At 33.3% G+C, this 13,054-nt stretch carries 18 protein-coding genes and 2 pseudogenes; 6 read left to right on the top strand and 14 right to left on the bottom strand.

Annotated features, from left to right (window positions below; all coding sequences use genetic code 11):
- The first annotated feature begins 128 nt into the window (after positions 1 to 128).
- The 4 genes and pseudogenes from O2S85_RS18895 to O2S85_RS03850 form a co-directional block, all read left to right on the top strand.
- Entirely contained in the window at positions 129 to 281 is a 153-nt protein-coding gene (locus O2S85_RS18895; RefSeq protein WP_439649429.1) for a DUF961 family protein, read from the top strand.
- Positions 278 to 433: a DUF961 family protein gene (locus O2S85_RS18890; RefSeq protein ID WP_439649450.1), complete on the top strand. Its 156-nt coding sequence runs from the start codon at positions 278 to 280 to the stop codon at positions 431 to 433. The genes O2S85_RS18895 and O2S85_RS18890 overlap by 4 nt, the downstream gene beginning before the upstream one ends.
- Positions 430 to 579: pseudogene (locus tag O2S85_RS03855) on the top strand (DUF961 family protein); the annotation flags it as partial. The gene O2S85_RS18890 and the pseudogene O2S85_RS03855, both read left to right, overlap by 4 nt.
- A pseudogene (locus tag O2S85_RS03850) lies at positions 575 to 1,024 on the top strand (ATP-binding protein); the annotation flags it as partial. The pseudogenes O2S85_RS03855 and O2S85_RS03850, both read left to right, overlap by 5 nt.
- A gap of 820 nt (positions 1,025 to 1,844) precedes the next feature.
- Here O2S85_RS03850 and O2S85_RS03845 read toward each other — a convergent pair.
- From O2S85_RS03845 to O2S85_RS03790, 12 genes are all read right to left on the bottom strand, one after another.
- On the bottom strand, positions 1,845 to 2,060 hold the full coding sequence (locus O2S85_RS03845) for a hypothetical protein (protein WP_269411398.1): 216 nt from the start codon (positions 2,058 to 2,060) through the stop codon (positions 1,845 to 1,847).
- A 71-nt stretch (positions 2,061 to 2,131) separates the two neighbouring features.
- Positions 2,132 to 2,509, bottom strand: coding sequence for a DUF2147 domain-containing protein (locus tag O2S85_RS03840; protein WP_269411397.1), 378 nt, complete (start codon positions 2,507 to 2,509; stop codon positions 2,132 to 2,134).
- A 167-nt stretch (positions 2,510 to 2,676) separates the two neighbouring features.
- On the bottom strand, positions 2,677 to 2,868 hold the full coding sequence (locus O2S85_RS03835) for a hypothetical protein (RefSeq protein ID WP_269411396.1): 192 nt from the start codon (positions 2,866 to 2,868) through the stop codon (positions 2,677 to 2,679).
- Positions 2,869 to 2,900: 32 nt separating this feature from the next.
- A complete protein-coding gene (locus O2S85_RS03830) occupies positions 2,901 to 3,293 on the bottom strand; it encodes a hypothetical protein (RefSeq protein ID WP_269411395.1) in 393 nt (130 codons plus the stop codon).
- 295 nt (positions 3,294 to 3,588) lie between these two features.
- Complete coding sequence (locus O2S85_RS03825; protein WP_269411394.1) at positions 3,589 to 3,990, bottom strand: DUF3139 domain-containing protein; 402 nt, start codon at positions 3,988 to 3,990, stop codon at positions 3,589 to 3,591.
- Positions 3,991 to 4,440: 450 nt separating this feature from the next.
- Complete coding sequence (locus O2S85_RS03820) at positions 4,441 to 5,667, bottom strand: tyrosine-type recombinase/integrase (protein WP_269411393.1); 1,227 nt, start codon at positions 5,665 to 5,667, stop codon at positions 4,441 to 4,443.
- Positions 5,660 to 5,866 carry a DUF3173 domain-containing protein gene (locus tag O2S85_RS03815; protein WP_269411392.1) on the bottom strand — a complete coding sequence of 69 codons (207 nt, stop codon included), beginning with the start codon at positions 5,864 to 5,866 and terminating at the stop codon, positions 5,660 to 5,662. Before O2S85_RS03815 ends, O2S85_RS03820 begins: the two co-directional genes overlap by 8 nt.
- A 404-nt stretch (positions 5,867 to 6,270) precedes the next feature.
- On the bottom strand, positions 6,271 to 6,498 hold the full coding sequence (locus O2S85_RS03810; protein WP_269411391.1) for a helix-turn-helix domain-containing protein: 228 nt from the start codon (positions 6,496 to 6,498) through the stop codon (positions 6,271 to 6,273).
- Positions 6,491 to 6,922: an RNA polymerase sigma factor gene (locus O2S85_RS03805; protein ID WP_269411390.1), complete on the bottom strand. Its 432-nt coding sequence runs from the start codon at positions 6,920 to 6,922 to the stop codon at positions 6,491 to 6,493. Before O2S85_RS03805 ends, O2S85_RS03810 begins: the two co-directional genes overlap by 8 nt.
- Positions 6,923 to 7,486: 564 nt before the next feature.
- Entirely contained in the window at positions 7,487 to 8,071 is a 585-nt protein-coding gene (locus O2S85_RS03800) for an ABC transporter permease (protein ID WP_269411389.1), read from the bottom strand.
- A 14-nt stretch (positions 8,072 to 8,085) separates the two neighbouring features.
- Entirely contained in the window at positions 8,086 to 8,844 is a 759-nt protein-coding gene (locus O2S85_RS03795; RefSeq protein WP_269411388.1) for an ABC transporter permease, read from the bottom strand.
- Entirely contained in the window at positions 8,841 to 9,752 is a 912-nt protein-coding gene (locus O2S85_RS03790) for an ABC transporter ATP-binding protein (RefSeq protein WP_212925851.1), read from the bottom strand. Before O2S85_RS03790 ends, O2S85_RS03795 begins: the two co-directional genes overlap by 4 nt.
- Positions 9,753 to 9,912: 160 nt before the next feature.
- Here O2S85_RS03790 and O2S85_RS03785 point away from each other — a divergent pair, with 160 nt between their 5' ends.
- Together O2S85_RS03785 and O2S85_RS03780 are read left to right on the top strand one after the other, a co-directional pair.
- Positions 9,913 to 10,635: a response regulator transcription factor gene (locus O2S85_RS03785; protein WP_269412465.1), complete on the top strand. Its 723-nt coding sequence runs from the start codon at positions 9,913 to 9,915 to the stop codon at positions 10,633 to 10,635.
- Positions 10,632 to 12,050: a sensor histidine kinase gene (locus tag O2S85_RS03780; RefSeq protein WP_269411387.1), complete on the top strand. Its 1,419-nt coding sequence runs from the start codon at positions 10,632 to 10,634 to the stop codon at positions 12,048 to 12,050. The genes O2S85_RS03785 and O2S85_RS03780 overlap by 4 nt, the downstream gene beginning before the upstream one ends.
- Positions 12,051 to 12,311: 261 nt before the next feature.
- On the opposite strand, the gene O2S85_RS03775 is transcribed toward O2S85_RS03780, so the two are convergent.
- Both O2S85_RS03775 and O2S85_RS03770 read right to left on the bottom strand, forming a co-directional pair.
- Positions 12,312 to 12,569 carry a hypothetical protein gene (locus tag O2S85_RS03775; RefSeq protein ID WP_269411386.1) on the bottom strand — a complete coding sequence of 86 codons (258 nt, stop codon included), beginning with the start codon at positions 12,567 to 12,569 and terminating at the stop codon, positions 12,312 to 12,314.
- 204 nt (positions 12,570 to 12,773) lie between these two features.
- Entirely contained in the window at positions 12,774 to 13,049 is a 276-nt protein-coding gene (locus tag O2S85_RS03770) for an iron-sulfur cluster assembly accessory protein (protein WP_269411385.1), read from the bottom strand.
- Positions 13,050 to 13,054: the final 5 nt, after the last annotated feature.

Raw genomic sequence — 13,054 nt, 5'->3', positions numbered from 1 at the left:
AAAGGTTGTGACTTCATGAAAGAATATTCACCTCGCTCTCCTACTTTTAATGACTTTTATTAGCTCTTTAAACAAATAAACATCATAGAAAGGAAAATACCGATGAAATTAAAACACGTAACACCGACATGGAAAAAACTTTTGGAAATTTAGAATACGCAGGAGAAGGCAAGGTCGAACAGCGCCGAAGAATTAATGGACGTATGACCACCCTTTCTCGAAGCTATAATCTGTATTCCGATATTCAACGTGCAGATGATATTGAAGTCATTCTTCCATAAGAAGCAGGAAAAAATTCTTTGAACATGAGGAAAAAGTAAAATTAGTCAATGCAAGAATCACCGTAGAGGGTTATAAGATTGGAGAACGTGGTTTCACAAATTATATTTTACATGCAGATGACATGGGCAAAGCATGGAGGAAAAAAACATGAGATTAGCACAAGGTATTATCATTGATAAAGAAAAAACATTTGGTTTATTAAAGTTTTCTGCATTACGAAGAGAAGTTTTTCTTCAAAATGAAGATGGAACGGTATCATCGGAAGTTAAGGAATGCACCTATGACTTAAAGTCAAAAACTTGCTAAAATGATCTTGGAAAACGGATGGTATGAAACAAAACAAGTACAATCAAGTAGCTTTTTTGAAGACATACCAAACGGAAAAACAAAAGAGAAAATTAGTCACTTTTCTAAAATGTACTATCGGCTTGAAAAAGGATTGCTTTATATTCAAACAGAAATTACATTGGGGAAATATCAAGACCAATTACTAAATTTCGAAAACAAACTGGAAAGTGGTTTGTACTGTGAATTGGTATCAAAAGCGTTACACGATTCCTATGTGGAATATGTCCTTTTCTATGATATGATTGCGAACCGTATTTCGATTGAGGAAGTTACTGCGCAAAATGGCAGCTTAAAGCTGATGAAATCATTCTATTGGGAATATGATAAGTTACCATATATGTTGATTGCTGGTGGAACAGGCAGTGGAAAGAAGTACTTCATCATATGGCTTTTGAGTTGGTATACCGTGATACCGTCAATTCCTGGTGCCCCTTTGTTGCTTCTCACTTTCCAATAGGCTTTCCAAAGGTTTTCATATGCAATAACTTCATCGATCAAATTGATACCATCTTGTTCTTTCATATCCATGTTGGCATCCCTACGCACTCCTATGTATCTTTCGGTTTCCAACCTATCTTTCCATAGGCAGTCATCTGTTTGGTCTATACCGCGATGTTTTCTGCGCTTAGGCGGCGATGCCTACACCTCCCTGTTTTCCAAGATTTAAGATTGTTCAGCCCTTCATTTCCTGTGGAAACTATTATGGCTTCTGCTGACTTCTCACGACAAATCTTATTTCAACCAGGATTGCTCCCGTCCGTGAGACCTCCCCGGGTAAGGGCTATAACCTTCCTCCCATGTAACTGCTGTATTTACTGTAGGGAACTCGTGCAGTATCGGACTTTGTTTTGTAGAGCAAACTCGTCCATTCCCATTCAGCCTTGTATACAGTTTCTGTTCGTCAGTTCGGGATTTTGCGTCCGGCTTCCTTCAGATTCCACTTCACAATGGACACCCTTGCCTTTCGCTAACAGTTCCTACTGCCAAGCCTGTAGTGGACTTTCACCACCAAGTTATAGCCCATGCCGGGCGCACTCTACAGCTTGATATGGCAAGAAACCAATATCTTGCAATTCTTTTTTTGAAATGGTTTTATTCGTTAGCAAAACAATTCCTCCTTATTTTTTTCAATAAAAAAGAACAGATAATTTATCTGCTCTTTTAACAAATCAAATATTTAATTTAGAGTAGTCAGAAAGCAATACGGAGAAGAACTATTTTAAATAAATTTGTATTGAAACACTATCACTATAAGACCATACAGTATTTTCTATTTTCAGATTATTTCTAAAATTCTCAACCCATACCTGTTTAGAGTTCAATAAAGCTATTAATTCTGCTGAATTAAGAGTAACTTCCTCCACTTGTTCATTCTTCTGATAAACAAAAACTACCTTCACAGAATCAGCATAGTTAGTAACTACACTCATAGATTCACTCCCTTTAATTATGCTATTTTAGCGACTCTATTTTTGGTCATTATTCATCTTTCTCATTTTCATCATTTATCATTCACTTTTTCCATTTTACAAGTGACTGAGGAATCAAAACCTTCTTCATCATCTTCATCTACCAACCATAGATTATCATCTTGATCAAATTTAATTTTATATCGTTTTGAGTTACTAAAATCGCCACTTAAAACGGCATAATCAAAATCCTCATTTTCAGATTCTGCGATTTTATATTTGTTGTAATCTTCTACACCTATCACAGTTCCGTCTTCTTCAAATGTTAATTTATCATTTTCCGCTTCTAAACACTCATCGTCTTTATCTGTGCTTTCCCAAGTACCGATAATTTCATCTTCAATGTTTTGGGAGCAACCTGCAACAATGAAAATAAAAGTAATCACAAATAACAAGCCGATTTTTTTCATTTACTGACATCCTCCTTTGCGTATTCCTCAAAGTTATCGATCTGGTCGTTTATTGAAGGAAACGGGTCTGTGAATTTTAAGTTAGTTTAATATACGCCAATCAACCATAATTCAACACGCTAATTGGAATGCCCTTTAATTCAGGACATTGCTTTTCATTGCAATTATCATTTTGCATTTTTAAGAATTTTTACTTCTGCTTGAGTATCTAGTAATCCCTGTGATAATACAGTTACTTTAGCATCTAACTTGTCGATTTTATCAGAATTTTCCTTCACCTCTTGTTTTACATCTTTTACTTCTTTTGATAATTCACTAATAGCTTGTAAAATCTGCTCATTAGTCACTTCTTTACTCATATTATTACCTCCTATTAATTTTATCTAATTAATTACTGCTTAATTATTTTTCCTTTTTCTTCTATATAATCGGGCTCTTGTTCCTCTATAGAATCAAAGTCAATGTCTGGATGACCGTTTATATTCACTAATTCATCATCTTTTAATCTATAATGGTTTGTTTCATTTTTATCTTCTTCTTTATCATAAACAACAATTTTTATATATTTTCCATTTTCCCACATTGTAATATCTGAATTACTTCTTAAATCATTTCCATAATCTATATCATAAGGTTCATATTCCAACTCACCTGACTTAGGCAACTCTGATTCAAACTTTTCAATAGTCAAATCTACTAAATCTTCATAGGTTAAATTATTATTTGTTTTAGCTTCTGAATTTCCACATGCTACTAGGCTGATAGAAAAAATCATCAATACCATTATTTTTAACACGTGTTTATGCAAGAAAATCACCTTCAATTAGAATAATTTTCATTTAATCTATGATAACATATTATCAATACTGAAAAAAATTAAAGTCTACAATTCTCCATTCCTCATTGTTTTTTTCCAAAACTAATTCAATAAATGAATCAACTGAACTGACCACATCATCCATTTCAATTTCATTGATAAAAACACCTAAAACTTTTTGCCTGATTATTGCGGATAAAAAGGATAGACATAACTAGTATGTGTATCCTTTTTTTGTTCAACAATCGCAACCGGAATATAATTACAATGATTTAGAACAGTCTTTTTCGCTATGTTTGGTGTTTTCTTCGATTGTATCAGTAATTCCATCAGAAGATAATATATCTTTTTCACAGAACTGTTTTACCTGTTTCCCTTTTTTAGTGATTCCATAATAATATGTCACTTCAGGCTCATCCTTAAATATGACCATATAATGCCCGTGATAAAAATCACTGTTTATACCGTGTTTAGGCTCCACATAATGCGATTCCTCTATGTCATTTTCTGTGTATCCCTGTTCTTCCAAATAAACTGGTACATTTTTATTAGCTAGATATTTTGTATAGGGATTTCCGTTGTTTAACAAGTAGATAAATACAAATGGAGTTGCTATGACAATGAGTAAAATTACACCTATCGCAATCCATATACCTTTTTTCATCTTCCTTTCCCCCAGTCTGTTTCACAATTTGGCCCGTTCGTGTAATAAAAAGTATTTTGAATTAAACTTTTAAATCCCATTCTAACATGTATTTAAATTAATTTTAATTCCACACGATAATACGAATAATGAAATATCTCTTGTGTCATTTATACTTATACAGAAAATTCATTTAATTCCCCTACCAAAATTCAATGAAAAAGCAAAATTCCCTACCAAAATTTTTTTCTTGGTAGGGTTTTTGGTAGGGAACTATATCTTTTTTACCTTATTTTGTCCATTTTGGCTCAAGATAAATGCTGTTAAATCAGCGTTCTCTCACCAAATCAAGTTAGCCTCTTATTCCCACTCCAAGATTGCAGGCCTCTTCAGAACGTTGTTATATCAACGTTTATCGTACTTAAAAATCTTTTTGGCGGGGATTCTGGCGGAACTTTGGTATTTTAGTGATTATCCACTAATTACTTTCTTATTACTTATGGCTTGATTGCCGATAAATGATACACCTGATTTTTGTGCTGTTTGAATGGTAATATTCCCTGCCATTTCTTCGGCAATGAGTTCATCCACGCCTGACCACATGTGCGAATAATGCTTTAATGTAATCTCTGGACTCGAATGACCCAAGCGTTTTGATAATATTAAAACAGAGACATTAAATTCATTAATTAAATACGACGCATGCGAATGTCTTAAACCTTTTGCTTGAACTCGATGGACATTCGCCAGTTTGGCAAACCGGCCAATAATTCTTGAAATGGTTGATTTAAGCATTGGCATTCCATCGTAACTAAAAACGAAATCATGAATACCAATCTTTGCTTGTCGTGCTTTCCACTCTTTTAAAATTTGGATGGTATCATCATCTAAAGAGATAATGCGTTTACCATCGGCTGTTTTTGTATAATTTTTACGTGTCCAAGTGGTTTTATTCTTAATATACAAGGAATGATGGATTCTTAATCGTTTATTTTTAAAATCTACGTCTTCCCACCATAAAGCTGTTCCTTCATTTACACGTATCCCAGTCATGAAATATGTCCATAACATCACAAAACACAAATGTTCATAAAAATTATCTACATAAATCTTAGAAATGACTTTCTCAAACTCTGTTTTCGTCCAGTATGGGATGTTCGACTTCCCTTTTGGGATGGCTTTCACCTTTTTAGAAATATTAACCTCTAAATATTGCATCTCAACCGCCATATCTAAACTTCTACGAAATATACCAAATATTAAACTGGCATATGCTTGAGAAAAACCCGCACCGTCATTGGATAATAACCATGTACGGTATCGTTGGACATCTTCAATACTAATGGATCTCAGTTCGATGTTCCCAAAACGATCTTTGATGTTTTCTAATATTCCTTTTCGTGCGATAAAAGTACTTTCTTCCACTTCCGTTTCATAAGCGGGGATATAAACAGTATCCATAAATTGACCATACGTCATATGGTAGTTACTATATCCATTGTATTTCAGGTACTCATTTTTTACCCGTACTAATTCTTTATATGCCGCTTTAGCAGAAGTAAATTTCTGACCTTGCTGATTTTTTCGCCCTTTCTTTCGAAGACGTTTACCAGTAATACGGTCTGTACCGAGTTCAGTCTCATAATAAAATTGCCCTGATGAATCTACATATACACCTGTATATTTTGTTTTAGCCATGACTGTTTTCCTCCGATTCTAGTTCACATCCTAGAATCGATTCAACGGTCATTTTGGGTACACAGCCTAATCGTTTATTATTATAAAATGGATACCCTTGTTTTACCATGATTTGCTTGGCTTGTCTAATAATTCGTATCGAAGTATATTTGGGATATCCAAGCTGAATTAAATCATCTTTTGTAATCAGTTCCTTCATTAATATATACCTCCCTTTTCATTAACAGAAGAATACATACTAGAAATGACTGTTTTCTAATTTACTTAAAAATCAGACGGCTGTTGGTACAGCTCCACGGGAATTTCACCCCTGCAAGTATTTCTTCCAGCCCTACTCATAGCTTGCGACGCTTTGAACGCTCGAACCATGATGGTAAGGGAGTATCATTATCCTAACTGATGCGTCATCGCCAGTAATTTACCACAATTACCTTAGATTCATTGGTTAACGCTCGTTTCTTTAGAAAGTCATGGCGCAAGAATCAAGTAGCTCGTCATCAGAAGAACGTATCTGATTTTGGTTTATAATGCACGGTATTATCTTTCCGTACTTTCTTTGTAAAAGATCAACCAGATTCAAAAACGTTTTGCATGATTGTGAGATTAATGTAACTTAAATTTGGTTACGGCAGTAATCAGCTTAAGTTCTAACCTTTGTTTCCATTCATCGTCTACTATATGAGCAGTCTCTCCATTTTCTTCTACTATTTCGTGTTGAACTAACGTAACAATGTAACCTTCATAATGTTTTAAAACTTGTCCCATTGCTTCTGTATCACCCAGTACTGCCATTGAGATAACTGAATAAGGAAGTAAGGTAGATTCACTCATCTTCATGCTCCTTTAAATAGTTTTTAATCTTTTCTAACGCCTTCTTCTTGTGGTAATAAACGGTCGCCCTGGCTATTCCTAATTCGTTGGCAATTTCAGTATCACTCATTTCTAAGAAAAAGAAGCACAATACAATAAGTTGATTACGTTCTGGTAAAGATTGAATAGCATTCGCAATCAAAAAATCTTTTACTTTGACGGCATATCCATTTAAGAAAAAATAATGGACATCAGTTTCATAGGTTTCATACATGCTAAGTTGATTGAGTTTATCTTGACTTAAAGCAGATAAGATAATCAAGGTTTTATTCTGCCTGTTGATTTCACGATAAATATCTCTTGCAGCATTTCTCAAAACCGTTTTACAAAATGAATCAAATTGACGTCGGATTACGCTTTGTGGCACAGGTTCGTTTGTTACCATTTTTATCACCTCCCTTCTGTCAGACAAGGTTCATTGCCATTCCGCACAACTAACACGATTGGAAAGTGCATTTTGCAGACAAAATAGAAAAAAAAGACCAAAAACTCTAAGAATTGTTTGATCTAAATTTAGGAAATATAAAAAAATTAGATAGAAATACGGAAATTCAACAAATAAAAAACAGCGGCATATTAAATCAAACCGCTGTTTTTTTTCATTCTTATTGATAATTTAATTTTTAAAATTTTCTTTTAAATATTTTGAACAAAATAAAATAAAAGTAACCAATTCAAAATAACCTCATATATGAATTATTCTTAAAATCTTATCCTTAAGGATTATTAATACCCCTTCACGTAAGTTTCATAACTGTTTCTCTTATGATAAAATATTAAATTGTATCTCTTTTAGCAAAATTCCTTAACCCATAACCAAGTAAGATTGAAAAGGTCACTATCAATAAACTATAGAATAAAAGGTATGATTGAATGGGTGACTCGTCTTCCGGAGACATTGCTAACATTGGCTGCGTCCATGGGTAAAATTGACCTAATGGTGTGCTTGCTACAATAATCGCTGGTAATGTAAAAAAATCGCTGGTAATGTAAAAACAATCGTAACTGCAAGTGGAATACCAAAGGTTTTAGAACGGATTGATACAATCAATTGTAAAACCACCAAGGGCAGACATGCCAATATACCTCTAATCATATATCCCAATAATGTAAAAACCGGTAAATTTCCATCCATCCCGATTAAATATCCAAAACTAATAAATAATATCATTAGGATAAGCATGGTAATGACAATCATTCTGATAATAGTTAAAAATTTCCCAAAAAATATATTTGAATGACTAATTGGTAATGCTAATAGTTGTTTCCACCCACCTCCAACATGTTCACTTCTGCAAATAAGAGCGGCATATACCCCAACCAATATAGGTAATACAAACGGCCCCATAAATAATGCAACTTGTGTCCATGCCTCAATCCAAGCATTATCCCCTGGATTCATAAATAAATCATAATTCTTAAAAAAGTTGATATAAGCTAGAAATACTCCTAATAATGGACCAATAATATAAATTAGCCACATTTTAGATCTTTTTAATTTTAATCGCTCAACATATAAAATATCCTTCAACATAACCCCTCCAGTTCTTATTTGACTTCTCGTTTTGCAAATTGAAATGATCCGAGAACCAATAAGATAATACCTAAACAGAAACTGATAACAAGATAGGCTGAAAGATCCTGGTTATAGCCTAAACCTTCATATTGCAAAATAACTGTCGATGCTTGACTAGGGTAAGCTAAGGGGAACCATCTAGTCGTTTGTGCAGCTGCTAGAAAAAGACCCATCATAGATGAAATTGCCCCAATCAGTATTGAAAAAGCCTGATTTTTTATTGTCATGGATAACCAAAACTGTACTGACATGATTGGTAAAATAACTACCAACATACTATAACTATCTCCAATCAAAAGCTTCCAAGGAGTGTTCCCTTCAAACCCCAACATATTTCCTAGCAAAAACATACCGAGCATAAAAATAGTGGTTGAAAAGAAAAGGCTAATAAAAAGCCAACTAAACTTACTTAAATAAACTCTTACTCTTGATATTGGTAGCGACAACGTCTGTTTCCATCCATTTGCTTGATGTTCAACATTTGCTATAACAGATGCTGCAAGTGTTACAGCTAAAGGAAAGCCCAGTCCGAATAATAAACTGTTATCATACAATAAATAGGTCCACATTGAATCAGCTTGGAACATTTCAGCCTGCTTTGCTACAAAATCTCCTCGATAAGTGAGATTTACTAGTTCATAAGCTAAGATAAGAAATGGAACCAATAAAACAATAATTGGCAATGAGGAACGTTTCAATTTAATTTTATCGGCCTTTAGTAAATGTTTCATAGGCTACCCTCAGTACCTGTTAATTCTAAAAAGATATCTTCCAGTGACTTTGTAACTTCTTCCAGACGATAAACCGATATCCCTGATTGGACAAGAGTTGCATTGATTTCAGATACAAATTCAGGTTTTGTTTCTTCCAACCATAAATAATCATTTTTCCATTGCGAACTTATTCCTTTTCCTTTTAATATAGAATGTGATTCTCTACCATCGCTGACACCAACTTTTAATATTGGCTTACGTTTATGCCTTAAGCGATCAATGGAATCTTGAAAAATCATTTTACCGTTATTGATAATCCCTACCTCAGTTGCCATTTGATCTATTTCGCTTAATAGGTGACTAGATACAAGAACGCTCATTCCAGATTCAGGTAATTGTTTAATTAGTTCACGTATTTCTTGTATTCCAGACGGGTCCAAACCATTAGTTGGCTCATCTAAAATTAATAAATCTGGCTCACTGAGTAATGCGGAAGCAATACCAAGTCGCTGTTTCATTCCAAGAGAATACTCTTTTGTTAATCGATTTGCTACTTTGGTTAACCGGACAATTTCCAGGACTTCATGCACTCGTTTTTCAGGTATATTACGCAATCGACGAACTGCTTCTAGATTTTCACGCCCCGTTAAATTACCATAATAAGTTGGTGACTCTACCAAAGAACCAATTCGCTGTAATATTTGAATGCGGTTTTTATTAAGATTTTGATTAAAAATTTTAATATTACCTTTTGTTGGCTTAATTAACCCTAATAGCATTCGTATAGTTGTCGTTTTTCCAGCACCATTCGGGCCTAAAAAACCATAGATTTGACCACGCTCAATACTCATGTTTATTCCGTCCACAGAAATATTTTTCTTAAACTTTTTTGTTAGATTATCAGTGACAATAATTTGATCATTCATTCTTTCCTCACCTCTCTTACTAATATCATAATCGAAATTTCCTAAACGCTAACATAACTCTTTCTTAACATCTCCTTAACAAGCGTGTAGTCTTTTACAAAGCCATTAATTGTCGTGTAAAATAATAGAACAATGAAAAAGGAGGACAAAAATTTTGCAAATTAAAACAGAAGACTATTCCATTCTGATTATTGATGATGATCCCTACATTCTAGATTTGTTAACAACAGTCTTTGAAAAAGAAGGTTTTCAACATATTTTTAAAGCAAGCACAGGAGAGGAAGCGAAGTTTCAAACAACTAAAAATAATCCGGATATTCTTCTATTGGATGTTATGTTGCCTGATACGGATGGATTCACTCTTTGCAGCCAACTTCGTTCATACACATCTGTTCCTGTTTTATTTCTGACGGCTAAATCAACGGATTTAGACAAACTGCAAGGATTTAGTATTGGTGGAGACGATTATATTACGAAACCTTTTAATCCTCTAGAAGTTGTTGCACGAGTAAAAGCTCAATTAAAACGTTCCAACCAATTAGAATCAAACCAATTAACGAAAGCAGTATATGATTACGGCTTTTTTAAAATAGATTCAAATAAAGGAAAGTTAACAGTTAAAGGAAGACAAGTAGAATGTCCCCTTTTAGAACTGAAATTATTACTGTACTTTTGTGAACACCCTAATCAAGTTTTAAGCAAACATCAAATTTATCGTGATGTATGGGGTGAGTATTATGGAGGCGATAACACAGTAATGGTTCATGTTCATCGTTTGCGTGAGAAATTGGAAGAGAACCCAAGTAACCCCCTATTGATTAAAACTGTTAGAGGACTAGGATATATTTTTGAATTGGATACAACAACAAAGGAATCATCATGAAACTAAAAAATAGAGTAGCGTTTTATTTCGTATCACGACTCTTCTGGTTAATCGTTATTTGGGGTCTATTAATTGGAGTAAGTATTATTCTTTTTAGTTTTTTTCTTAGGCACGATCAAACAGAGACATCAAGATTATCAATTGAAGCTATAGCAAATAATACGGTAATTCAAAATCAAGAAATTGACATTCATAATTCCGTAAAAGAGGACTTACAAGACAATGATATATGGCTACAGGTATTAGATGAAAATGGGAACGAATTTTTTTCATTTAATAAACCAAGAGAAATTCAAGTACATTACAGTCCTGGAGAATTAGTTTCTGATTATATTTATCCAGCAAATAATAGTTATCAGTTATCAACTTGGTTTGAAACTATTAATGGCCAAGAAGTAACATGGGTAACAGGAAAGCCAATAACAAATAATAATCCATTTTTTTATTGGGCAAATAATTTGTGGATTGTTTCTATCATTGTAATTGGTATTATTATTGCTATATATTTCGGAAAACAACTAGGAGATCCCTTATTATTCGTGATGGAGTGGATTGAAAATTTATCAAAGGGAAATTATGAAGAACCCTCTAACTATTTAAAGTTACATTCAAAAAATCATAAGCAAAATAGAGGAAAACACAAAGTTTATAAAGAACTAATAATGGCACTGTCTAACCTCACATCTAATTTAAAAAAGAGTCAAGTAGAAAGAGAACGATTAGAAAAGACAAGAGAAGAGTGGATGGCAGGGGTATCCCATGATTTAAAAACTCCATTATCTACTATCAAAGGTTATACAATGCTTATAGCTTCAGGCGAATACAATTTGAGAAAAGAGGAAGTACGTCGCTTTGCAGAAACAATGGAAGAACGAGTTGCGTATATGGAGCAATTGATTGAAGACTTTAGTTTAACCTTTCAATTAAAAAATGGTGCTATCCCCATAAAATTTGAAGAAATAAACCTAAAGCACTTTATAAAAGATATTCTAGAACAAATGAAGAAACTTCCTAAAGCAAGTAGTCAAATATTTTCTTTAGAAACGAGTAAGGAGCAAATACTATCTGATATAGATACAAAATATTTAAAAAGAGCCTTCGAAAATTTAATTGCAAATTGTATCAAGCATAATCCGCCAAAAACTAAAATCAAAATCATACTATATGAAGAAGCAGAAAAAATTCATATTACCATACAAGATGATGGTATTGGAATGAATCAAGAAACCGTTAGTCAATTATTTGATCAGTATTTCCGTGGAACAGATTCTTCTTCTGATAATTCTGGAATTGGTTTAGGCATGGCAATTGCAAAGCAAATTATTTTAGCACATCAAGGAAACATAGTAGTAAAAAGTAAAATGAATATAGGAACTCAATTTCACATTATATTACCACGTAGACTAAAAGAATAACCGTTAAGATTAAATTGAAAAAGAAAATAAATAACAAAAATATTAAAACAGCACGTATTCAAGCTTATTGTTATTTAGAGAGAATACGTGCTCCGTACTATAAGAGAATAAAATAGGCTTATGATAAATTATGCTTCATTTATGTATCATTCTTTGCTGCCATTGAGATTACCAAATAAGAAAACGGTATGTTATTTCCTTTTATCGTACCAATCAAGCAAATTCATCACTAGCACATTTCTTATTTCTTCTATGCTACAACTAGTTAATTGCCCCCTCCTTTAAAAAATATAAGCATACTTGATTTTCAACATAACCAGATACTTTAAATTGTAAATCTCTATAATAATTTCCGTTTCGCACAACATTAGCTTGAATTACTAGAGGAGATGAAGCTAGTACTAAACCACCGTGGTTATCCGGCTTTGAAACCACTGCAATCCTAGCTCTTAAAGGATATTGGTTTCTTTTAACAGCCTCTACACTTGCAAAAAAAGTTTTAGCATCTTCTGTTATCAATACTTTGGTTATTATTTGTTTACTATTTTTAATTTTTCTTAATTAAATTCACAAATTCCATAAAAATCTATTTATTCAGCAAACATCTCAGATTAGTTTTGTATTCTCCTCAAAAATTGTATTGCAATTAAAACCAAAACGCCTATCAGAATTCTTCACGAATTTTGATAGGCGTTTTATCTAATCAACTATTCTTTTTAATTTTTAACAGCAGTTACTTGCACCTAACAATACCAGTCCTTCGCCATTTTGACTTTCCTCTTTATCTAATGTTAGTTCCTCTGTTCCAGTAATCTGTGCATCAATGGCTACTTGTATTCCATTGATCGTTTCCATCTTATCATTTGATTGAGGTGTATCTAAAGATAATGCAAATTGTGGTCCGCAGCAACCAACTACTGAAGACAGGCGTATGCCCTCCACATTATTCTCTGTTAATACATTTTCCAACAATTGCTTGGCAGCATCAGTAATCTTCATTAAAG

It is taken from the genome of Lentibacillus daqui (assembly GCF_027186265.1).
GTDB classification, from domain to species: domain Bacteria; phylum Bacillota; class Bacilli; order Bacillales; family Amphibacillaceae; genus Lentibacillus_C; species Lentibacillus_C daqui.
Note: the sequence above shows the minus strand (reverse complement) of the source record. Positions and strands in the feature narration are given on the sequence as shown.